General features: G+C 43.8%; 21 protein-coding genes. 3 read left to right on the forward strand and 18 right to left on the reverse strand.

All coding sequences use genetic code 11. The features are described from left to right. Positions 1–154: 154 nt before the first annotated feature. Positions 155–907 carry an exodeoxyribonuclease III gene (locus DESPCE1_RS0119405; protein ID WP_014795678.1) on the reverse strand — a complete coding sequence of 251 codons (753 nt, stop codon included), beginning with the start codon at positions 905–907 and terminating at the stop codon, positions 155–157. Positions 908–1,192: 285 nt separating this feature from the next. Here DESPCE1_RS0119405 and DESPCE1_RS23510 point away from each other — a divergent pair, with 285 nt between their 5' ends. Then, on the forward strand, positions 1,193–1,678 hold the full coding sequence (locus tag DESPCE1_RS23510) for a hypothetical protein (RefSeq protein WP_202951813.1): 486 nt from the start codon (positions 1,193–1,195) through the stop codon (positions 1,676–1,678). Further along, complete coding sequence (locus tag DESPCE1_RS23515; RefSeq protein ID WP_242835442.1) at positions 1,668–2,054, forward strand: methyl-accepting chemotaxis protein; 387 nt, start codon at positions 1,668–1,670, stop codon at positions 2,052–2,054. The genes DESPCE1_RS23510 and DESPCE1_RS23515 overlap by 11 nt, the downstream gene beginning before the upstream one ends. 11 nt (positions 2,055–2,065) lie before the next feature. Here the strand turns inward: DESPCE1_RS23515 and DESPCE1_RS0119415 are convergent, their stop codons facing one another. From DESPCE1_RS0119415 to selD, 3 genes are all read right to left on the reverse strand, one after another. After that, positions 2,066–3,838 (reverse strand): aminopeptidase P family protein, encoded by a 1,773-nt coding sequence (locus DESPCE1_RS0119415; protein WP_019851418.1) that lies wholly within the window; start codon positions 3,836–3,838, stop codon positions 2,066–2,068. 159 nt (positions 3,839–3,997) lie between these two features. Continuing rightward, positions 3,998–4,591, reverse strand: a complete 594-nt coding sequence (yedF, locus tag DESPCE1_RS0119420; RefSeq protein ID WP_019851419.1) for a sulfurtransferase-like selenium metabolism protein YedF — start codon at positions 4,589–4,591, stop codon at positions 3,998–4,000. A gap of 85 nt (positions 4,592–4,676) precedes the next feature. Then, a complete protein-coding gene (selD, locus tag DESPCE1_RS0119425) occupies positions 4,677–5,699 on the reverse strand; it encodes a selenide, water dikinase SelD (protein WP_019851420.1) in 1,023 nt (340 codons plus the stop codon). Between the two features lie 245 nt (positions 5,700–5,944). On the opposite strand from selD, the gene DESPCE1_RS0119430 reads away from it, so the two are divergent. After that, positions 5,945–6,463, forward strand: coding sequence for a hypothetical protein (locus tag DESPCE1_RS0119430; RefSeq protein WP_019851421.1), 519 nt, complete (start codon positions 5,945–5,947; stop codon positions 6,461–6,463). 102 nt (positions 6,464–6,565) lie between these two features. Here the strand turns inward: DESPCE1_RS0119430 and DESPCE1_RS0119435 are convergent, their stop codons facing one another. The 14 genes from DESPCE1_RS0119435 to gatA all read right to left on the reverse strand — a co-directional run bounded on the left by DESPCE1_RS0119435 (position 6,566) and on the right by gatA (position 21,471). Further along, the gene (locus tag DESPCE1_RS0119435) at positions 6,566–7,114 is read right to left on the reverse strand and encodes a DUF2284 domain-containing protein (protein ID WP_019851422.1); all 549 of its coding nucleotides are present in this window, start codon (positions 7,112–7,114) and stop codon (positions 6,566–6,568) included. A 90-nt stretch (positions 7,115–7,204) separates the two neighbouring features. Next, positions 7,205–8,182: a uroporphyrinogen decarboxylase family protein gene (locus tag DESPCE1_RS0119440; protein ID WP_014795685.1), complete on the reverse strand. Its 978-nt coding sequence runs from the start codon at positions 8,180–8,182 to the stop codon at positions 7,205–7,207. Positions 8,183–8,221: 39 nt separating this feature from the next. Continuing rightward, positions 8,222–8,854 carry a corrinoid protein gene (locus tag DESPCE1_RS0119445; RefSeq protein ID WP_014795686.1) on the reverse strand — a complete coding sequence of 211 codons (633 nt, stop codon included), beginning with the start codon at positions 8,852–8,854 and terminating at the stop codon, positions 8,222–8,224. Between the two features lie 83 nt (positions 8,855–8,937). Further along, positions 8,938–9,738, reverse strand: coding sequence for a methyltetrahydrofolate cobalamin methyltransferase (locus DESPCE1_RS0119450; protein WP_014795687.1), 801 nt, complete (start codon positions 9,736–9,738; stop codon positions 8,938–8,940). Positions 9,739–10,126: 388 nt separating this feature from the next. Then, a complete protein-coding gene (locus tag DESPCE1_RS0119455; RefSeq protein ID WP_019851423.1) occupies positions 10,127–11,038 on the reverse strand; it encodes a LysR family transcriptional regulator in 912 nt (303 codons plus the stop codon). A gap of 189 nt (positions 11,039–11,227) precedes the next feature. Next, positions 11,228–11,653 (reverse strand): universal stress protein, encoded by a 426-nt coding sequence (locus DESPCE1_RS0119460; protein ID WP_014795689.1) that lies wholly within the window; start codon positions 11,651–11,653, stop codon positions 11,228–11,230. Positions 11,654–11,687: 34 nt separating this feature from the next. Further along, positions 11,688–12,992, reverse strand: coding sequence for an alkaline phosphatase family protein (locus DESPCE1_RS0119465; protein WP_019851425.1), 1,305 nt, complete (start codon positions 12,990–12,992; stop codon positions 11,688–11,690). Positions 12,993–13,075: 83 nt separating this feature from the next. Further along, a complete protein-coding gene (locus DESPCE1_RS0119470; protein ID WP_014795691.1) occupies positions 13,076–13,417 on the reverse strand; it encodes a zinc ribbon domain-containing protein YjdM in 342 nt (113 codons plus the stop codon). A 69-nt stretch (positions 13,418–13,486) separates the two neighbouring features. Continuing rightward, complete coding sequence (locus DESPCE1_RS0119475) at positions 13,487–14,404, reverse strand: DUF362 domain-containing protein (protein ID WP_014795692.1); 918 nt, start codon at positions 14,402–14,404, stop codon at positions 13,487–13,489. A 41-nt stretch (positions 14,405–14,445) separates the two neighbouring features. Continuing rightward, entirely contained in the window at positions 14,446–15,699 is a 1,254-nt protein-coding gene (gene nrfD, locus DESPCE1_RS0119480; protein ID WP_019851426.1) for an NrfD/PsrC family molybdoenzyme membrane anchor subunit, read from the reverse strand. 33 nt (positions 15,700–15,732) lie between these two features. Then, complete coding sequence (locus DESPCE1_RS0119485; RefSeq protein ID WP_014795694.1) at positions 15,733–16,509, reverse strand: 4Fe-4S dicluster domain-containing protein; 777 nt, start codon at positions 16,507–16,509, stop codon at positions 15,733–15,735. Positions 16,510–16,521: 12 nt separating this feature from the next. Beyond that, the gene (locus DESPCE1_RS0119490) at positions 16,522–18,105 is read right to left on the reverse strand and encodes a [FeFe] hydrogenase, group A (RefSeq protein WP_019851427.1); all 1,584 of its coding nucleotides are present in this window, start codon (positions 18,103–18,105) and stop codon (positions 16,522–16,524) included. Between the two features lie 437 nt (positions 18,106–18,542). Beyond that, a complete protein-coding gene (gatB, locus tag DESPCE1_RS0119495; protein ID WP_019851428.1) occupies positions 18,543–19,988 on the reverse strand; it encodes an Asp-tRNA(Asn)/Glu-tRNA(Gln) amidotransferase subunit GatB in 1,446 nt (481 codons plus the stop codon). A 19-nt stretch (positions 19,989–20,007) separates the two neighbouring features. Continuing rightward, a complete protein-coding gene (gene gatA, locus DESPCE1_RS0119500) occupies positions 20,008–21,471 on the reverse strand; it encodes an Asp-tRNA(Asn)/Glu-tRNA(Gln) amidotransferase subunit GatA (RefSeq protein WP_019851429.1) in 1,464 nt (487 codons plus the stop codon). Between the last annotated feature and the right edge of the window lie 10 nt (positions 21,472–21,481).

A 21,481-nucleotide genomic window follows, 5' to 3' on the forward strand; every position in this document is an offset into this window, starting at 1 on the left:
TAGTTACTGCTATGTCAATAACTAAATTTTTTAAATAAGCAAAAGGAGCTAACATCTTTGAACCTGGATAAGTTCACGAGATGTCAGCTCCTTATTTTCTTGTTTAATTTAGCCTCAAAGTGCTTAGAGGCTGAGAAAATTTTAATAATTTATATTAGAAAATTTCCAGGCCCACCGGGCAATGATCTGAACCCATTATTTTGTCGTAGATTAGGGCATCCTTAAGTTCATTCTTCAAGCTTTCAGAGACGCAAAAATAATCAATACGCCACCCTGCATTATTGGTTCGAGCATTGAACATATAGGACCACCAAGTGTAGGAATCTGTTTTATCCGGGTAGAAATGGCGGAAGGTATCGATAAAGCCATTCTTAAGAAGTCCACTGAACTTTGCCCGTTCTTCATCAGAGAAACCGGCGTTTTTACGGTTGGATTTGGGGTTTTTGAGATCGATCTCCGTATGGGCAACATTAAGATCTCCGCAAAAGATCACCGGTTTAGACTTTTCCAGGCTTTTAAGATAACTGAGAAACTCTTCTTCCCAGGTCATGCGATAATCTAAACGAGCCAGACCTCTTTGAGAGTTCGGGGCGTAGACGGTAACAAGGTAGAAGGTTTCAAATTCAAGGGTAATGACTCGCCCTTCTTGATCATGTTCTTCTTTACCGATTCCATAGGACACACTCAGCGGTTCATTTTTTGTAAAGACTGCGGTACCGGAATATCCTTTCTTCTGAGCAAAATTCCAATAGGCGTAATACCCCTCCAATTGGAAAGGAATCTGTTCTTCCTGAAGTTTGGTTTCCTGCAGGCAAAAGATATCCGCTTGTTCCTGTTCAAAAAAGTCCATAAAGCCCTTATTTAGACAAGCCCGCAGGCCATTAACATTCCATGATATTAATTTCATTTTATTCTCTCCTCCCCTATAAAAACCACATAATTCTTCTACACATTTGAATCCTTATCAATTCTTATCTTCCACTTTAATCCCTATATTGGTTTTTTACAACATACAATTGCTTAGTTCCCTTACCTCTTCTAAAAGGTAAAGCACTAATAAGAACTTTGATGGGTCACCCAAGCGGGACTTTACTTCTTTAGGACTTTGGTCCTACTTTCTTTTGCAGGACTAAATCTGTCGACTGTCGAAAGTATTTTTATATTCAGTCTACAAATAAAGGAGAGAATCACAATGCTTATGGAAAATCAACCTCATGATGAAAATCAAGAAATCTTTAACCACTTCGCTTATGTTTTACCATTTATCAATGACATGCTTACCAGTGATGTCAGTGTTGGAATGTCTGATCGCGAAAGGCAATTGGTCTACATACCCGGAAGAACATTGGATCTTAAAATCCCGATAGGTGCTCCCTTAAAGGCAGGCAGCGGGTTGTATCGGGCAATTAACGAAAAGCGCAGGGTGGTTGTGAAATCCGATAAATCCTTGTGGGGTGTTCCCTTTATTGCTACAGCATTTCCGATTTGCAATAAGCAAAAGGAAATCATCGGGGCAATTGCCGTAATGGAAAATGTGGACCGCCAAGATCATCTCAAGGACATGTCCACATCATTAGCACAAAGTATGGGAGTTCTAGCCCAGCACAATCCAAGAGATTTCCGCACAGACCGAAGAAATCTCTGCCGTCTGCGATTCATTAACCAATCTGGTCAATGAATCGCAGTCTCAGGTTAAAAAAACAGACGATGTTCTTTCCCTCATCAAACGCATTGCCAATCAAACTAATTTATTGGGTCTTAACGCTGCTATTGAGGCCGCGCGTGTGGGAGAACAAGGCAGAGGGTTTGGTGTCGTTGCCGAAGAAATTCGCAAGCTAGCCAACGAAACCACTGCTTCCATCAAGCAGATCGAAGCTATACTGAATGCCATCCAAACGGCCAGCTCTCAAACCTTTACTGAGATGATAGAAATCGGCTCTTCCATCGGGCAGGTCGCTGAGGCTATCGGTAATATTGCAGCTGCTACAGAACAAGCCAATGCTATTGCTTTAGAATTAGATTCCCTGGCCGAAAATCTAAGCTCGGAAAAGTGAAGGTACCCCCCCTACATCCGGATTTCTTGAGCTAACCAAGCTTTTTCTTCCTCATTCAAATAGGATTCAAGTTTGTCGTAGACCATTTTATTATACTCATCCAGCCATGTTTGCTCCTCATCGGTCAGTAGGCTTTGATCCACACCTGCTAAGTCGATGGGGCAATAGGTCAGTGCTTCAAAGCGCATGAATTGACCGAATTCGGTCTCTTCATCCTTGATCACCACCATCATATTCTCGGTGCGAATACCATGTTTTCCTTCTTTATAGATACCGGGCTCATTGGTCAGGATCATCCCGTCTTCTAGTTTTGTGGCATTATGCATCTGGCTCAGTCGTTGAGGACCTTCGTGAACATTCAAAAACATGCCCACCCCATGACCTGTACCGCATTTGTAATCCATGCCGTATTTCCAGATCGGCTGTCTGGCTAAGACATCTAGATTAGATCCTGTAGCGCCATAAAGGAATTTAACCGTAGCTAAGGCAATATGTCCCTTCAGCACCAGGGTAAAATCTCTTTTTTCCTCTTCAGTCAGCGGCCCCAAAACAATGGTACGGGTGATATCCGTAGTGCCGCCAAAGTATTGACCGCCTGAATCCACCAAAAGGAATCCTTCAGCTTTTAAGGTGTAGGCGTTTTCCGAAGTAGCTTTGTAGTGCATCATGGCAGCATGATCCTTATATCCGGCAATGGTATCGAAGCTTAAACCCACACATTCCTTGTTTTCCCTCCGCAAGGCTTCTAAAGTATCTCCAGCCGAGAGTTCTGTGATTTCTTCCTTCCCAATGGCGGTTTTAAGCCATTTGATAAAGCGAACCATGGCTACTCCGTCATAAGTATTACTGGTTCTTAAGTTGTCCAACTCTGTCTCATTTTTAATAGCCTTCAGCAGAGTTGAGGGATTGGCTCCCTCTACCTTTTTCACTTGAGGATGGATGGCGTGGTAAAGGACTGCGTTGACGCTCTCAGGGTCTATAAGGATGGAATCATTCCCTTGAAGCCCCTGCAGAAGTTCGGTGACAGCAGCATAGCCTTTAATTTGGATCCCATCTTCCTCAAGCTCGGTTTTCACCGTAGCAGGGACCTTTCCTTCGTCGATACATAAATAACAGGTCTCCTCAGCAACCAGGACATACGCGATGGTCACCGGATTATTGGGAACATCATCTCCCCGAATATTTAAGAGCCAGGCGATATCATCCAAGGCTGTCAGCAAATGAACATTGGCTCCCTTGCCCTTCATCTGCTGACGAAGATCATTGAGCTTCTCTATCCGAGAACGTCCCGCGTATCCTACGTCATGAACAAAGATATTCTGAGCAGGAATGGAAGGACGATCTTTCCATAATTGTCCCACCAAATCCTGGTTAAACTTTATGGCTATCTTTCCATCAAATTCCTTCTCCATATCTTTAAGCTGTTTTGCTGAAAAGACATGTCCGTCAAAACCAAGGGCACTTCCTTCCGGTAAATGCTCTCTTATCCACTCTGTATAACTGGGCACTTTAGGATCAGCTGCTCGGAACAACCGAATTCCCGAATTTTGGAGCTGTTGTTCCGCTTGAATGTAGTAACGGCCATCTGTCCATAAACCTGCATCCTTTAAAGTAATGACTACCGTCCCAGCGGAACCGGTAAAGCCTGAAATCCACTGCCTGCTTTTGAAATGGTCAGCTACATATTCACTGAGATGGGAGTCGGAGCTGGGAATAATATAAGCATCCATGCCATTGTCTTCCATCAGCTTTCTGAGTTTCGCGACTCGTTCTTGAATTTCCATTATATTACCTCACTTACACTATAAGTTTCCATCGCCTTACTGCCATCACTGCTTTACTATCTTCATCCTGTGCCTACCGGCCAGGATTTATACCATCATTTTACACGACCAGGCAAACAAGAGTAAATAGGAAAGGTGATGATATAAACACTGTATGCCCTAAATATTAATTAGGCGCTTGGCCTCGGCCATAGTGGTGACGATACTATACATATTGGCGATCTCTCCTACTGCCAATTTCTCGGTAATACCATAATAGTTGGTGCAGGTGCCGCAGGTTTGAATGATGGTTCCTTTATCCGCCATGGCTTTTAAGTCTTCTATACTATTAGAATCGCTACCGGTTAGATAGGCTCCTGAATTAAAGAAAAGAAGATGGGTAGGGGGTGGGGTCAGCTCTGTCAGGGAATAAATAAAACTCTTGAGAAGAATTCTTCCCAATTCTTCGCTGCCTTCTCCCATAGTATCTCGTCCGATGGCGACCACAAGCCCTGAATCCTCCGCTGTTCCTGAACCTTCAACAGCACAGCCTTCTCCGGCAACAATGGTCACCTCAATAACACCATTTTCTTTTTCCTGATATTCACTCTGATATCCCATTCCTGCAGCCATCTTTTGGAGATTTTGCCGTGATATATCGTTATCTACCAGTAAGATCACGACTCCGCCTTCCTCACCTAATTCCTCCAGGGCTTTCTTGGCACGAATCACAGGGATGGGGCAAACTTGTCCCAGGGCATCAATAGTTGTCATTGAATTCGTCCTCCTTATCTGAATCCGCCAGCAACCCGCCGGTGGTTTTTTTATTTGGGAAAGTACCTTCAGCGTGAACGTTTCCTTAGCGAAGAAGAATGGGAAAACCTTGGCGAGTGACTACCTCCCCGATGAGCGCCGCCTTAGGCTCCACCTCCTGCATGGCATGCAAAACCTCTTGGGCACAATCACCAGGCACACTGAAAAGCAACCCTCCAGAGGTCTGGGGATCGAGCATTAGCTCCTGTAAAGAAAAAGGGGTATCCCCGAATTCCACTGCTCCTACCATGAAATTGCGATTGCGTTGACCGGCTGCGGTTAGCAGATATTCTTTAGCATAAGTATAGGCTTGAGTAATAAAAGGTAACTCCGAAGGATAGAGAACAATTGTCGCCGATTCCCCGGCCATCTCCCGAGCATGAGCAAGGAGTCCAAATCCGGTTATATCTGTGCAGGCATGTATGGGGAAGTCATGAGCTTTTTCAGCCGCATACTTATTGAGACGCTGCATGGAAGCAAGAGCTGCTTCAACAGCCTCTGCTTCTGCCATTTCCCCCCGTAGAGCAGCCATTACAATGCCAACCCCCAAGGGTTTAGTGAGAATCAGTCGGTCCCCAGGCTTGGGGGTATTGTTCTTCCAGATCTTCTGTGGGTTAAGCCACCCTGTGACCGCCAAGCCATATTTGGGCTCCCGATCATAGATAGAATGTCCTCCACAGAGAACCGCTCCAGCTTCCTGGAGCTTCTCTGCCCCTCCTGCTAATACCTCCCCTAAGGTCTGGATTTCCTCTCGCTCAGGATAACAGACAAGATTCAGAGCAAAAAGAGGGGTCCCTCCCATGGCATAAACATCACTTAAGGCATTAGCTGCGGCAATGCGCCCAAAGGTTCGCGGGTCCTCCACCATAGGTGTAAAGAAATCTACCGTAGAAACGATAGCTGTATTCTCATCCATCTGATAAACTGCCGCATCGTCAGAAGCATCAAATCCTATCAAAAGCTTAGGGTCCCGAAAAGCCGGCAAGTAGGAAAGAACTTTCGATAATTCACCAGGTCCGATTTTAGCTCCACATCCCCCTGTGGTACAGCTTGATAAAAAAGATTTCATTTGTTAAAATCCCCTTTCTGTAACACCAGGTAAGAATTCTTATTCTATCATAACGCTTTCATTCGATTTATACCAGATTAAGAAGCATCCACCTTTCAGTTTTGCTACCAGGCAAAGTGAAAGACTTGATCTTTTCAAACTATTAAAAATATAGTGTCGAATATGCAGGAAAACAGCGTTAAAAATCGAAAATCTAGATAGATAAAACTCTATAGAAGCTCGTAAGATTGAAGGAGTGAATTGTTTTGCCTAAGAAAATCATCACAGCTCTTATCTTGGTAATGGTCATAACATTAACAGGTTGTTCCTTCGGAGGCTCTAATCAATTATTTACTTTGGAAGGCTTTGCTCAGGAAAAGAATTTTTCTGTTGGAGAGCTAAACAAGAATTATTTGCTGGATCACCAATACAAGCATAAGGATGGAACCTTTATGTCTGTTAATCTGACAGATATACGTACCGAGGAAGAAATCGTCTTAACGGATACCACCCTTAAGCACTCGATTGTACTGACCAGTGCCGACTCCTTCGACCGAACCAAAGCGGCCTTGAACGATGCTCTATTCTTTGAGCTTTATACCAGTAAAGGCCGGAAAGCGAATCTGGATCTGCGCATGTTCATGGTCGAAGGCTCCGAAGGTAAGAGCGAGATCATTTTAAACTGTGAAAAATTTGATATGACTTTATACGACTATCTCGTTGTCGGGCCTGTTGAAGGAGCCCCTGAGGAACGATTGGTATACGCTATAAAATCAGAAAGTTAAATTACCACATAACATCTTCTTTATATTTATGAATAACGAAAACAACTTTAGCCAGCAGTTCAATCCTGCTGGCTAAAGTTATGGTTATTTTTAGGCGGAGAGCTAAAATAAGACAAGGCTAATATAGGACACTGTGTTTATTCCGTTATTATAGGGTATACCGTAATACTTCACTAAGGATGTGACATCGATTCCGTAAGACTCTACGGAAGCCACTGCTTCATCAGGAAGTCGGCATTCTTGGCCATCTAGAATAGAACAACGGCTACAGACCGTACATGGCCCAATACCTAAGGATAGAAAGTCCGTGATCAGACTATTTTCCTCGATCCATCCTAAAAATGTTCTCAGTATTCTGTTTTGCTCTTCCATCCCTTCCTGCATCCCTTCAAAATCAAAGGAGTCCTCCAGTTGATGCACGGTCTGGAATACTATGCCCTGTTTATACTGCAAAGCTTTTTCCTTAAGCTCTGCAAAGTCCCCTACGTTAGGTGGACACATCCAGTTCTTTTTGTAATTGCCACATACATTTTGCTCACATTGCTTTCGGAATTCGGGATTAAAGGAAATATCTTTAGTATCAATATGAGCACTATGGGCAACACCAAGGGTTTCTAAATAACCTAGTAGTTTCATAATTTCCGGGTTCATAACTCACCTCTCCCATGCATCTTGTAAAAGCAAGCCTTCGAAGACAAGCTTCGAAGGCTTTTTATCCAAGACAAATTCACCACATGTTATTTAGAACATTTTCTTACTCATTTTGTCGATTTCTTCACTGACACAATCATAAACACCGGGGAAGGAGCTAAATCCTAAGCCTTGAGTTAAGCAAGGTATGAAGTAGTGCTTTCCGCAATTAGTGCAAGCCCGCTCAACTTCTCTGGTGGCGATTTCCCGGGTCCAGGTTGGGAAGTCAACTACTCCGCTGTCAATATCGCCCATAAAGCTGATTTTGCCACCATACTGTTTAATGAGCTCAGGAGTATTGTTGGTGGTCATTACCCCCTGCCAAATGTCAATTCCCATTTCGATCATGAAGGGTACAAGGTTTGCTGCATAGCAGTCGCTATGGTGAACAATCAGTTCAACCCCATTCTGCCTATAGAAATTGTAGATTTTTTTATAAGCAGGGAGATAGAATTCTTCAAACATAGCCGGTGAAATGAAGGAGTTCTTTTGGCTGCCCCAATCGTCATGATGGAAGATTGCATCAGGTTTGAGACGGCGGCAAATGATTTCAGCCAGCTTTAATTCATACTCAGTGAGATAGTCAATGAGCTCATGCATTAACTCAGGCTCCTCGAATAAACCCATTAAAGCGTCTTCCATGCTCATGAGATGATGGCACATTTCAAAAACGCCAGGGGCGATAAAAGCAGTGACAAATTTCTCATTGCGATCAATTCTATTGGCATGTTCGACGGCAGCTGCCCAAGCTTCATCAGTGTCAGGAATTTCGGGGGCTTTTACTTGTTCTTTCCACTTAGTGATATCTTTGAGCACTTTATGCTCTTCATCATGGAGAGGAAATTGACCGATTTGACCCTCCGGCCATCTAAAGGTGATACCCCAGCCTGTCTTAACCGTTCCTCCGGGAGGAGCCATGAAATCTATAGGGTTTTCTAAAATGATATCCATAAACTCATATTGATTGACGAACCGATCAGGATTTCCACCGCGAATGGTTTCCAACAAGTTTTGTTTAATTGTCAGCATATTATCCCGCCTCCCACTTCTATTTCAACATTTTTATCCTTACGCATTAACTAATTCCTTGGCTTTAACCGCAGCTCCACCCGCATCAGAAGCAAAGCCATCGGCACCAATCTCGTCAGCCATTGCCTGGGATACAGGAGCTCCACCGATTATGACCTTAAATCCGGTCAAGCCGCTGCTTTTAAGAACACTAACCGTTTCCTTCATAGCAGGCATAGTCGTCGTCAGCAGGCCTGAACAAGCTACTATTTTAACATTCTCGTTATCTTTGACAGCATTAACGAATTTCTCCGCAGATACATCAACTCCAAGGTCGACCACATTAAATCCAACACTTTCCAACATCATAGCTACCAGGTTTTTACCAATATCGTGCAAATCTCCTGCTACAGTGCCGATAACGCAGGTACCTAAAGAAGTTGCACTTTCACCGGTGAGGTGGGGCTTCAGGACATCCACACCTTTGGACATAGCTTTTGCTGCCATGAGCATTTCAGGCACGAAGAGCTCTCCGGCTGAGAATTTATCTCCTACTACACCCATAGAGTCAATCATGCCGGATAGAATATCACCTGCTGGATTCCCTGCATCTAAGGCTTCTTGAACGAGACCCGGAACCAGTTTAGCTTTCCCTGCTTCTACCATAGCTTTTACTTCTGCAATTTTTGACATTGTAATTTCCCCCTTATTTTAATTATTATTTTTTGCCTTAAACTTTAATATAACAGATTGATAACCTGGGACTCAACCATGCTTTATTTCTGGCCGAACTTACCTTCACGGTAGGCTCCGATGTATTCCATGCAGTATTCATCTTGACCAAGTAGTGCTTCCGTAGCAAAGATCATTCCCATCAAATCCTGCTTGGTGGGATCGACGATTGCACTGTCCATGCCTGCGCTCATAGCCAATACGATGAAAGCCTGATTGACTAATCTTCGAATCGGAAGATTGAAGGAGATATTGCTTGCTCCACCGGTGACATGAATTTTCGGATATTGAGTTTTGATCTCCTTAATGACATCCATAATGGCAAGGATACCATCTTCGGAAGTGCAAAGCATTTGTACTAAGGGGTCAATGTGTAAACGTGAAGGTGCAATATTGTATTGTTTTGCTTTATCCATAAGAGTTGCGAAAACTTCCAGACGCTTTACGGTATCTTGAGGAATCCCAGTATCATCACACAAAAGAGCGACGCACTCCCATTTTGTATCTGCGATGATCGGGAAGATCACTTCAACCTTGTCACCCTCCATGGATACGGAATTAATTAGTCCCGGTTTGTTGCAGAACTTAATGGCTTGAGCTATGACGTTAGCGTTGGGGCTGTCAATGGCGATAGGAATATCTGAAACCTCCTGTACCAAATCAATAAGCCACTTCAGGGTTTCCAGTTCGATATCGTTATCCACAGAGGCACAGACATCAAGAAAATCAACACCTGCTTCAGATTGTACTTTAGCGAGATTACGAATAAAGTCTGCATCTTTAGCAGCAATGGCTTTAGCTACAGATGGAATCGCCCCATTAATTTTTTCACCAATGAGTATCATTAGAATCAACCTCCGTTTTAATTCTGAAATTTCATATCTGATGGGCCCTTGCCAGGTATTCAGGTAATTCACTCAGCTTTATTAAGGACCAACAGTAAGAAGGCTCCCCCCCTATTAGTTCGGTTGTCTATACAACTTCACTTTTATATATATTCGATACTCAATTGAATAATCCTTTTATATTTTTTGAATTTTTTAATATTTATTTTCTTTTCTTTCTAATTATTCGACACATGTATTGGACCTATTCAATCAACGTCTTTTATTCTTAATAAAACTAATCCTCAAAAAATATCTGTAAATTTATGATATATACCAAACAGCTCCGTAAAGAATATTCATTCTTACGGAGCTGTCGCTAAATTCATCCCGACTTCATTACATTTCTTTATGCAATCGACTCCCATCTTTTATAAAACGTGCGTATACACTGGACAAATGCACTTTCAGCATTGGTCAATTTACGCCGAGGGTACGCCATATAGAAATTGACCGGAGCCTCAAAGTCAATCACCTTTAGGGGAGCCCACAAGGCATTTTCTACATATATGTCGCGGTAGGCAAAGCTTGAAGGTAAACATGCAATGGCTTTATCGCTGACCACCAAATTTTTTAGACTTTCTCGGTCGGTAAAGTTATACAAACCTGAGGTAAGAATGGACAACTTAGGATGATTAAGATACTCTGCTATGATGTCTTGATCGCAAATTGGTGTAGCTACGGGATAATGCTCCAAAACCTCTTTTAAAGTTAAGTGCTTCTTCTCGCGAAGTGGGCTCTTGCAACTGGCAAACACACAGAATTTATCTCCATAGAGAAGCTCAATATTGAACTCCATTTGGTCTATGGCATTCAACCATGAATTGTTGAAAATTCCAATAGAACTGTTTGAACGTGTTAAGGTCGTAAAAATTCTCTCCGGACGAGTCTCATGTACATAGATCGGTGCATCAGGCATGGACTTTTGGTAATCATCAATGATCTCCAAAATTGCACTGTTGCACACCGCAGGAGCAATCGCCAAATGGATTTCTTGACGGGCTTGATGTCTACTTGATAATTTGTAAAGCTCATCAACCTGGTCAAGAATCAACCCTGAGATTCTAAGCACTTCCTGACCTGCCAGTGTCAATTTTGCTCCCGCTTTGGATCGAACAAATATATCGATACCCAATTCGTCCTCCAAACTGTTGATTGCATTGGTCAAACAGGGCTGAGTCACATGAAGCCTTCTTGCTGCTTCAACTAGGGACTTGCAGTTGGCGACTTCCTTAACATATTCAAGTTGTTCAATACGCATTCAATCACCATTCCATACTTAAATAGTATTTTTTCGAACCTATAACAACTTCTTATAGGTGAATATAAACAATAGAAAATTTACAGCCGTATAGTAGTCAGCTATCTTTCAAAGAGAAAGTTAGAATTTTCACTTCCCTCCGTCATAAAGAGCGCTTTGTTAAATTATCCAATTCGTCCATTCCGCTTATTACCGCACAACTATAGTAGTACAATGAGCATGTGACAAGACTTTTAAGCTTACACTGCCCACAAAGAATCGGGATACGGCATTCATCCCCCGACTTCCGATGACAATTTCTGTGGCGTCAATTTTTTCTGCTTCTTCACAAATCACTTCCGCCGGGTCCCCTGTTCGTATACTCGTAGTAAAGGTAATTCCTGTGTCTTTAAATTTGTCGATGGCCTGTGCCATGATCTCTTCAGCCTCGGAAACTAACTCTTTTTCCATTTCAGCGGCATCGTATATGACTCGGGTTGAATAAGAAGTTACCGATTCCCGTACATGAACAATTTCTACTTCAGCATTATTGTTTTGGGCCATGATTAATGCGTATTCTGCAGCTTTCAGTGAGTTTTTTGAACCATCAAAAGCCAGTAATATCTTTTGAAGCATTTGATCACTCCTTTTTGCTTTAAATATAACATATTCAACCAAAAATTTCCCCTAAAACCCTTCCATCGCCATGAGTAAAATCCACTCCTAAAATTGCTCCGAGGGTCGGAGCTATATCGACCATTTCAAGAGGACCTAAAGGATGATTCTTTTTTATTCCGGGACCTGAAGCGATAAAATTGCATCGATAATTTTCCTTGTCCGGTAAGTAACCGTGAGTGGCATATTTCATTTTTATGGCATCTAAATCCAGGAGGGTGGGCACTTCAAGTCTATCATCAAAGCAGTATCCCCTCTTGGCCTCAACCATAGTGGTTATGGACGGATCCACGTGAAGAGCGTCCAACTCATTTCTATAAAAAATCTTTTCAATGCCATATTGTTCTTCTTTCAAGGCATTTTCTAAAACGGCAAATGCTAAGGCTTCGGCTTCTTCATCACCTTCTTTAATATGAAGGTAAGCCCCTCCCCCGGCACTCTGCAGGTAAGCTCTCCACTGCATTTTACCCTTTTCCTCAAATATCAGGCCCTGTTCCAGCAAAAGATTATTCAGGCAGACTTTATAACGGACATCCAGTTGACCATGATCCCCAACAACCAGTATCACAGTATTTTCCTGAATGCCGGCTTCCTCAACCGCTCTCTGGATGTCCCCCAGCCTTTTATCCATACGGACTATGGCATCCTTTACTTCTTTACTATCCGTCCCATATTTATGCTTAGCATCATCTAGCTCTATAAGATGCAACAGCAGAAGATTGGGAATCTTCCGTTTGATAGTATCCACGGCACATAAGGTTGTAAAGTCATCTAAGTAGGGCTGTTCTACTCTTTTTCGATATCGACCGTAGCGTAACTCTAAACCCAGACAGAAAAAAGCACTACCATTCTTTAATACCTTTAAAGCCAGATTTTCCCCACCAGTGGCATGGACTTCAGGCATATTAAACTTTATCGAAGATTTCCCAGAAACAGGCCATAAGAGTCCGGCAGCCGTCATTTTATTCTTCTTCACGGCATCATAAATGGTAGGTGCTTTGATGGCCTCCCGAATTCCAAACCATTTCTGATCTTTTTCAGGAATAAAGGGCTGAAGAGGGTTATTATGAAAAATGCCGTGTTTATCAGGGTAGACGCCGGTCACTATGGTAGTATGTACCGTATACGTAAGGGTTGGATAGACACTCCTTAACTTTGTGCTGTAAGTACCGCTTTGGAGAAGTTTTTCTAGGTTGGGAAGAGATTTTGCCATCTCCCAATTCTCTTCGGAAAAAGAATCATAAGAGACGACGATAACATGCTCAGCCAACTGTTGACTCCGTTTTAACTGGAAATCCATTATATCACCTCTACTATAAGGCCACCTTGAAATAACATTCAAGGTGGCCTTTTCTATCCAGCCACAAAGAGCATCTTACGCCTCTATGCCTTCTTAACAAATTCAGATTTTAATTGCATTCCTCCAAAACCATCGATTTTGCAATCAATGTCATGGTCCCCTTCAATCAAGCGTATGTTTCTTACTTTTGTACCAATCTTAATTGATGATGAACTTCCTTTTACCTTAAGATCCTTAATTATTGTAACCGTATCCCCATCGTTTAAGACATTGCCATAGGCATCTTTAACTACCTTAGTATCTTCATTATTCTCGATGCTTGATTCCAAGGTCCACTCATAGCCGCATTCCGGGCAAACAAAACCACTTCCATCGGCGTATGTATAAGCCGAGTTACATTTTGGGCAATTTGGAAAATTAGTCATTTAATTATTCCTCCTTTGGGTACAGTCTAATTGAAAATCGCCCAAAATGCAAAAAGCATACAAAGAACATTAAAACGGCCCTTTCCCTTGGTGCAAAAGAATTTTGCCTGTAAACAAACGATAAGACAGGGACTTCCATTCCATACTTAAAGCTTTAGAACGGCAGATAGTAACGCATCTTTGGCAGCGAACACATTTTAACGGTTCATATATCAAGGTCAACGGTTCTCCATTTTCTTTTTGTGTTAAAGCTCCTTGGGGGCAAACCTCTGAACACTCACCACAGTCTACACACCGCTCATTTATCTTTAAGGCCGGTATAGGGAGTGCTTCAATCTCAGATTTTCTCGATTGCCAAACTTCCTCTAAGAACTGCCGTGTCTTCGGAATAAGATAGGCTTCGTCGGAAGTGATCCCCGGAAGCATTGCTTCAAGTTTTTCACGGCCGATGTCCCGCCATCCCTTTTCCTCGCTCCGGGTTTGAGCCGACATTGCTTCCATGACCGGCTCACCGCCCCCATCACCCGGTATGACTTTAATCCTGAGGGTTGGGTGATCTTGCCACGAGTTATGGACCTCCTTAAAAATCTGCACACTCATTCCACAAGCTTTTTTATCCGGGCACTCTGCACACATTCCGGTGACCATCGTCAACTCCTTTTCCCGGGCAACCATCAAACATGTCATCCACAAATCTCGGTCGAACACCCCCAGACACGGAATTTCATAGCCTGTTGGAATGGCTTGAGGACAGTTCAACACGATCTTCTCCGAATTTCGTATAAACTCGTAGAGCTTATCGGTATTATAGTAGACAAATCCATCACTGGGACAAACAGCCATACAAATTCCGCATTCTGTGCAATGGTTGGCATTCAGTTCACGATAGACGGAAATCGCTTGATGAGGACAGGAGTCGATACATAACCGGCATAGACTAACATATGGTTTTTTGGTATTGAGGCAATTATGGTGATGATAGACCATTTGACAAGTATAAATGACGAAGACACTCCTTTTGGGAATGATTATTTTCCGGCCTGGCTTTCGTGGCAATTTGGCAAGGCCGCTTGTTTTACAGCATCACCGCTCGTCCCTTTTCCTTCCACTGATTCTGACTTATGATGCCAAAGAATATTAAAGTTTTCTGCTATGAACAGGTAGGCTAAACAAGCTATTGAAACCAAGCCGAGGCTGACGATAATCTCTGTCCAGGCAGGGAAATAATGTCCGCCGTATTGGTTCAGATAGCTTCCCATTCCTGTGAACAATACATCAAACCTATTCATAACCACTCCGGCTACAGTAAGGATTCCAAACCCAATCAAGCCTTTGCGGGTACTGGATAAAGAACTAAAGGCAATGATTATGGGGAGGATACAACCTAAAACCAGTTCACTTAAGAACATCATGCTGGGCAGGTCAAAGGCAAAAGCATGGGCAAAGGTTCCTCTGACCGACATATCCGCGATCTTTAAGATCAAATAGAGAATCATGGCTCCACCGGATATCCTGACTAACCCTCTTAATACCGAGGTATCCACTTGATGATTAAGCGCCTTCCCGGCCAGACTGCTTTCGATAATAATCATCCCTGCCCCCACAAAAAATGAGGATAACAGGAAGAACACCGGGAGAAGGGGCGACCACCAAAGCACATTCACTTTGCCCACCATGATATAAAACAGCTGACCTAGTGATGATTGGTGCAGTGTGGGCAGGGTAATACCGACGATGAGCAGGACAGGCATGGCTTTCTTAAGGTATTTGTGTGCCCCTTTAAACACTTTCTCTGTTGCAACTTCACTGAACTCCAAGATCTGAATTACGGTATAACAGGAAATACACCAGAAGACTTCAAATAATACACTGGCATGCCCCCATGATACATAAGGCCTCCAGAAAAAGAACCATTGGCCTACTTCAATCAATAAACCGAGAACGACAACGATATACCCTAATAATGAGGTCACCATGGCACTTCTGGCGATGGGATAAAATTTATCCCGACGCAGCACATATACTATGAGGGCGGTTCCATAACCGCCTCCTGCCAAGGCTACTCCTAACAGGACGTCAAAGGAAATCCATAGTCCCCATGGCCACTGGTCATTCAGGTTGGTCGTAGCTCCCAGACCCAAAATAAACCTCACGATGATGACTGCCAGGGCTGCAGCTGCTATAGCCATAAACACCCATCTCATAGGGGTCATTCTAAATTTCCATCGGGTACTGTTTAATTTCTCCCCTGCCTTATTTTTGAACGTCGTAATCACTTCCATAGCCTGTTCTTCCCTCCACTCTCTTTTCCTGTATCAATCCAGGGGATCCTTGTTTTTGTTATTAATGACAAATAACCCGGCTAAAATAGCAGCCCAGCTGACCCCAATCATGGGTGTCGCTTTCATATATCCTTCTGTGTAAGAAGGCAGCGGGTTGGGTGTTACATCCGTTCTGAATCTCATCTCTTCCAGCGGCGTATCGGAAATATAAAGCCAGGAGGTTCCTCCTGCTTCGTTCTCTCCAAATACTCTGTCTATATAACCCTTTTCTTTAATTCGCTTTTTTGCTTCTGCCAACAATTCGTCCCTATCCCCAAACGTAAGAGCTCCTGTGGGGCACACTGAGGAACAGGCCGGTTCCATATTATTGGCAACTCTCGTTGGGCACATCTGGCACTTTCTGATTCCAGGAACAGCCTTCTTCCATTCATATCTCAACATGTCAAAAGGGCATGCCATCATACAGTAGCGGCAACCGACACATAGCTTCTGATCATAAATGACCGGTCCCTCGGGAAGCTTCTGTATTGCTTTGGAGAAGCATGCTGAAACACATGCAGGCTCCTCACAATGAAAACATTGAGTTTTGACATATCTACGAACAGAAGAGCTGTTCTTCTGTAAATCATAACGATTGATGGATGTCCATTCTTCAGGCCATAGACCATTGTTAGGTTCCGCTGCCCGGTCCGAAGCCGTCTTGTTTTTTTCCTGTTGATCCCATTCAAGTTCATTCCACAATTTGCAAGCTACTGAACACCCTTCACAACCGATACACTTCGGTATATCGACAAGGACTCCTTTTGCCATCGTTTCCACCTCCTAAACTTCATATAAATGGCTTGCGGGTTTTTTAGCATCAAACTCTTCAGCCCTGGAAATATAATGGGTATGCAAAAGTTCTTCGGCTTTCTCGCTCAACGGTGAGGTTAAGAAATCTTCATAAACTTGCTTGATTTGAGGATTATCATGACTGTTGCGCAGTTTTGCATTAGCATCAATCTTATATAAGGATGCGGCACGTGTGTTACGAACGCCATCTGAGGGGGGAGCCGATGACCGGGGTTGTCCGCCGCCGTATTGGCACCCTCCGGGACAGGCCATGACTTCGATGAAAGCCCAGGGAGAGTTACCTGCTCTCACTTGCTCCATAATCTTTCTGGCATTATCCAAACCGGAAATAACTGCAATTTTTACATCACCGGCGCCGGGGATAGGGACAGAAGCTTCTTTAACCCCCTCCATTCCTCGTACAGGTGCTAACTGCCAAAGTGCGGAAGGTGGCTGTTGTCCTGTAATAAGGTAATAGGCAGAACGAACTGCTGCTTCCATAACACCGCCGGTGGTGCCAAAAATCGCCCCAGCCCCGGTTCCGATCCCCATCAGTTGATCATACTCTTCATCGGGAAGAGATGGGAAATCGATACCCGCTCTCTTGATCATTCTGGCCAGCTCTCTTGTGGTGAGCACCACATCCACATCAGGAGAAACATGTTTATCCTTCAAATAGGTTTGGGCTGAAATCATTTCGGGGCGCTGACATTCAAATTTCTTTGCTGTACAAGGCATGATGGCTACTGAAAAGACGGTTTTAGGGTCTATAGTGTTCTTTTCAGCAAAATAAGTCTTAACTAAAGCTCCTTCCATCTGTTGGGGAGATTTGGCTGAGGATAAATTGGGAATGAGATCAGGATAAAAATACTCGACAAACTTAACCCAACCTGGGCAACATGATGTGAGCTGTGGAAGAGGGTGATGCAATTCGCCTGTAATACGCTTAACAAGCTCTGACCCTTCTTCCATAATGGTCAGATCAGCTGTGAAGTTGGTATCAAAAATCACGTCGAACCCTAATTCTCTCAAGGCGGCGACTTGTTTACCCTGGACATTTGTCCCTACAGGCATCCCAAATTCTTCCCCCAGACCAATACGCGTTGCCGGTGCAGTTTGCACTACCACCGTGATATTGGGATCTGAGAGGGCTTTTAGTACTTTATCACTATCCTCCCGTTCCGAGATTGCTCCGGAGGGACACCAATGAATGCACTGTCCACAATGTATACAAACAATGTCGTTTTTAATAGGCAGTTCATAATTTCCATATACGGATTGAATCGTTTTACATACTTCAATACATTGACCACAAAGAATACACTTCTGGTCGTCTCTCATAATAGAAGGATTTTCCGGATCAATGGGGACGCGACCGCGAACGTTGGTCGGCCAGCCCCCCGGTTCATTGTATTGTGTCGGCATCCAACCGCCTCCGCCAACCGCACTGGCAGGTGTCAGGGGTTGGCCACAACCCGTTAAGCTTAGGGAGACACCGGCTATACTAGCCCCTCCGGCAAATTTAAGGAAAGAGCGTCTGGATAAATTCTTTCCTTTTCCAACTTTGCTTGCCATGTCTATTACCACCTTTTTAGTATGTCTGCATATGACTGCTAAAATCTTGACTGAAACTATGATTTAATTGCATCTTCAATAATTGTAGTCCATCATTATTAAATAAAATTAAGAACTTTCTTTTAATAGTGTGAAGTTTCACTTATATTTTCAAGGTTTTGCCTTCTATTTTTAACAAGTAGCCTTAAGTTATTCTTGATGCTCCTTTCAAATTAGGGTGTTAGAACTAGCAACTAATGAGGTTTCAGTGATTTATCTATACAAAATTCAACATTTTTCTTTTATTTCCTTCTTAAACTTCTAAAATAGTCTAATATTTTGAAAACACTTTGCAACTTAATCCACAATCTAAGAAATACTGTAATCCGATTCAGAACAGCCTTTTTGCCATATAAAAAAGCATCTGCCTTTCGAGCAGATGCTATAAAAAATCTTCATTAATTCTTAGTTAGTATTTCCCTAAGCATGGTATTGACCACACCTGGATTGGCCTGACCCTTTGTGGCCTTCATGACTTGGCCTACTAAGAAACCAATAGCCTGTTCCTTACCGGATTGAAAATCCTCTACCGACTTGGGATTCTTGGCGATAATATCCGTAAGAATCTGAGTTAACTGTCCTTCGTCAGATATCTGAACCAAACCTTTCTCTTTAACGATTTGCTCCGGATCTTTACCTTCGCTAAACATCAGCTCAAAAACCTCTTTGCCGATTTTGTTGCTGATGGTGCCCTTCTTAATCAGCTCAAGGAGCTTTGCCAACCCGCCAGGGGTAACCTTAGCCTCACTCAGTTCCATAGTGTGGGCATTCAATAGTCGTAAAAGCTCGCCCATAATCCAGTTGCTGATTACTTTAGCATCTGGAAATTCCCTCAGCGCAGCATCAAAGAAATCGGCCAAATCCAGCGAACTTGTCATGATTCCTGCATCATAAACCGGCAGCCCATGCTCCTCAACAAGCCGTTTCCTACGAGCATCGGGTAATTCGGGGAGTGTGGCTCTGACCTCTTCTATCCACTCAGGTGTCAGCTCGATATGAGTGAGTTCATGATCGATGAAGCATCTGTAATCCGGGTTTTCCTTATTACGCATGGATAGGGTGATACCTTTGTTTTCTTCCCATCCCCGTGTTTCCTGAATAACGGAATCCCCGTCTTCCAGAACTGCAACCTGCCTTTCTACTTCATACTCAATAGCCCGCTGCACAGCCCGGAAGGAATTCATATTCTTAATCTCTGTCTTTGTACCCAGGGCGGTGGTCCCTGCCGGACGTACTGAGACATTGGCATCACAGCGCAAGGAGCCCTGCTCCATCTTGACATCTGAAACACCGGTGTATTCCAGGATGGCCTTAAGCTTCTCAAGATACGCTTTAGCCTCTGCCCCTGAGCGGATTTCCGGTTCCGATACGATCTCGATAAGGGGGATACCCGATCGGTTATAGTCCACACAAGAAGAATGAGAGGTGGTTATGGATCCGCCGGAGTGCACAAGCTTACCAGGATCTTCTTCCATATGAGCTCTGGTAATGTTGATTCGTTTACTCTGTCCATCCGCTTCGATATCCAGATATCCTTTATAGGCTATGGGCCGAAATACCTGGGAAATCTGAAAACCTTTAGGCAAGTCAGGATAATAGTAGTTTTTCCTGTCAAACCAAGTCCTGGTACCTATTTCGCAATTTAAAGCAAGCCCCGCCTTCGTAGCCAACTCAACAACTTTCTTATTTAAAACCCCTGTACTACCGGGCAGTCCCAGGCAAACCGGACACACTTGAGTATTTGGCTCTTTCCCGAATTCAGTAGAACAACCGCAAAACAACTTGGACTGGGTTTTTAGCTCTACATGAACCTCTAAACCGATAACTGCTTCATATGTACTCATTTTGACCCCCTATTAATACTTATTGACGGGTTAGATTAGGTTTCGGACGAGTTTGGTCCGTAGTTTGCTCCAAGGTATAACCTACCCTCAGCAACGTTTTTTCATCAAAATGGCGGGCGATCAGTTGCAGGCCTACGGGCATCCCATCGATTACTCCATAGGGCAGGGACATCGCCGGCAGGCCGGCCAGATTAGCCGGTAGGGTACAACTCTTTGACCGAACCATAGCCAAGGGATCTCCTGTCAGTTCACCCTTTTTAAAAGCCGTTGTAAGAGTGGCAGGGGTTAAAAGACAATCCACTTGTTCAAAAACCCGAGCAAAATCCTGTTTGTTCAAAGTCCTAATCTTGAGAGCCTCGGTATAATATTCATCATAATGAGCAGAACTCAGCACATGAGTGCCCAGCATGATTCTTCTTTTCACTTCGGTGCCAAATCCCTGGCTGCGGGTCTTCATAAACATGTTCAACACATCTTCGCCTTCCACCCTCAAACCATACCGCACCCCATCATAACGGGCTAAATTAGAGCTGGCTTCGGCACAGGAAATGGCGTAATGGGCTATGACGGCGTATTCCGTATGAGGCAGAGAAACTTCAACACAGCTGGCTCCCAACTCCTCCAGTTTACGGACCGCTTCCTGGATCTTGGCGGCCACCTCGGGGGCCATTCCTGCTTCAAAATATTCTTTAGGCAACCCTATTTTCAGACCTTTAATATCATTGATCAGGCTCTTCCTGAAATCGGGAACATCCACCGAAGCCGATGTTGAATCCCAAGCATCATGACCGCAGATCGTATTTAAGATCAGGGCCGCATCTGTCATATCCTGTGCAAACGGTCCGATCTGATCAAGAGAAGAAGCATAAGAGATCAGACCGGTTCTTGGCACATAACCGTAAGTAGGCTTAAATCCTATGACTCCACAAAAAGCCGCCGGCTGACGGATATCCCCTCCCGTGTCAGAACCCAGGGCAAAAGCAGCTTCCCCAGCAGCTACTGCGGCAGCCGCTCCCCCACCGGAGCCCCCAGGTACCCGCGCAAAATCAAAGGGATTCTTCGTGTTCTGGAATGCTGAATTCTCGGTTGAAGAACCCATGCCAAACTCATCCAGATTGGATTTCCCTATTAATACAGAGCCTGCTTTCTTTAATCTGTCCACAACCGTAGCATCTGCCGGAGGAATATAATGATTAAGCATCTTCGATGCACAGGTTGTCTTAACTCCTGCTGTACAAATCGTGTCTTGAATGGTCATAGGAATACCCGCCAGAGGAGAGAGCTCCTCTCCCCGCAGCCGCTTCTCATCCATAAGCCTGGCCTGGGCTAAAGCTTCATCCTTTGTAACCGTCACAAAGGCTTGAAGGTCATTGTCGATTTGATGGATCCGCTCTAAATAATTCTGTGTTAATTCCAGACTGCTGATCTCCTTTTTCTCAAGGAGTTCGCTAAGCCGATGAACCGTTAATGTATCGAGTTGCATGAAAAACCTC

The organism is Desulfitobacterium sp. PCE1, from assembly GCF_000384015.1.
Lineage (GTDB): Bacteria > Bacillota > Desulfitobacteriia > Desulfitobacteriales > Desulfitobacteriaceae > Desulfitobacterium > Desulfitobacterium dehalogenans.

What these genes read in the sequence shown, in the direction of transcription:
- DESPCE1_RS0119405 (WP_014795678.1), bottom strand. Translation starts at nt 907, where the DNA reads ATGAAATTAATATCATGGAATGTTAATGGCCTGCGGGCTTGTCTAAAT.
- DESPCE1_RS23510 (WP_202951813.1), top strand. Translation starts at nt 1,193, where the DNA reads ATGCTTATGGAAAATCAACCTCATGATGAAAATCAAGAAATCTTTAAC.
- DESPCE1_RS0119415 (WP_019851418.1), bottom strand. Translation starts at nt 3,838, where the DNA reads ATGGAAATTCAAGAACGAGTCGCGAAACTCAGAAAGCTGATGGAAGAC.
- yedF (WP_019851419.1), bottom strand. Translation starts at nt 4,591, where the DNA reads ATGACAACTATTGATGCCCTGGGACAAGTTTGCCCCATCCCTGTGATT.
- selD (WP_019851420.1), bottom strand. Translation starts at nt 5,699, where the DNA reads ATGAAATCTTTTTTATCAAGCTGTACCACAGGGGGATGTGGAGCTAAA.
- DESPCE1_RS0119435 (WP_019851422.1), bottom strand. Translation starts at nt 7,114, where the DNA reads ATGAACCCGGAAATTATGAAACTACTAGGTTATTTAGAAACCCTTGGT.
- DESPCE1_RS0119440 (WP_014795685.1), bottom strand. Translation starts at nt 8,182, where the DNA reads ATGCTGACAATTAAACAAAACTTGTTGGAAACCATTCGCGGTGGAAAT.
- DESPCE1_RS0119445 (WP_014795686.1), bottom strand. Translation starts at nt 8,854, where the DNA reads ATGTCAAAAATTGCAGAAGTAAAAGCTATGGTAGAAGCAGGGAAAGCT.
- DESPCE1_RS0119450 (WP_014795687.1), bottom strand. Translation starts at nt 9,738, where the DNA reads ATGATACTCATTGGTGAAAAAATTAATGGGGCGATTCCATCTGTAGCT.
- DESPCE1_RS0119455 (WP_019851423.1), bottom strand. Translation starts at nt 11,038, where the DNA reads ATGCGTATTGAACAACTTGAATATGTTAAGGAAGTCGCCAACTGCAAG.
- DESPCE1_RS0119460 (WP_014795689.1), bottom strand. Translation starts at nt 11,653, where the DNA reads ATGCTTCAAAAGATATTACTGGCTTTTGATGGTTCAAAAAACTCACTG.
- DESPCE1_RS0119465 (WP_019851425.1), bottom strand. Translation starts at nt 12,992, where the DNA reads ATGGATTTCCAGTTAAAACGGAGTCAACAGTTGGCTGAGCATGTTATC.
- DESPCE1_RS0119470 (WP_014795691.1), bottom strand. Translation starts at nt 13,417, where the DNA reads ATGACTAATTTTCCAAATTGCCCAAAATGTAACTCGGCTTATACATAC.
- DESPCE1_RS0119475 (WP_014795692.1), bottom strand. Translation starts at nt 14,404, where the DNA reads ATGGTCTATCATCACCATAATTGCCTCAATACCAAAAAACCATATGTT.
- nrfD (WP_019851426.1), bottom strand. Translation starts at nt 15,699, where the DNA reads ATGGAAGTGATTACGACGTTCAAAAATAAGGCAGGGGAGAAATTAAAC.
- DESPCE1_RS0119485 (WP_014795694.1), bottom strand. Translation starts at nt 16,509, where the DNA reads ATGGCAAAAGGAGTCCTTGTCGATATACCGAAGTGTATCGGTTGTGAA.
- DESPCE1_RS0119490 (WP_019851427.1), bottom strand. Translation starts at nt 18,105, where the DNA reads ATGGCAAGCAAAGTTGGAAAAGGAAAGAATTTATCCAGACGCTCTTTC.
- gatB (WP_019851428.1), bottom strand. Translation starts at nt 19,988, where the DNA reads ATGAGTACATATGAAGCAGTTATCGGTTTAGAGGTTCATGTAGAGCTA.
- gatA (WP_019851429.1), bottom strand. Translation starts at nt 21,471, where the DNA reads ATGCAACTCGATACATTAACGGTTCATCGGCTTAGCGAACTCCTTGAG.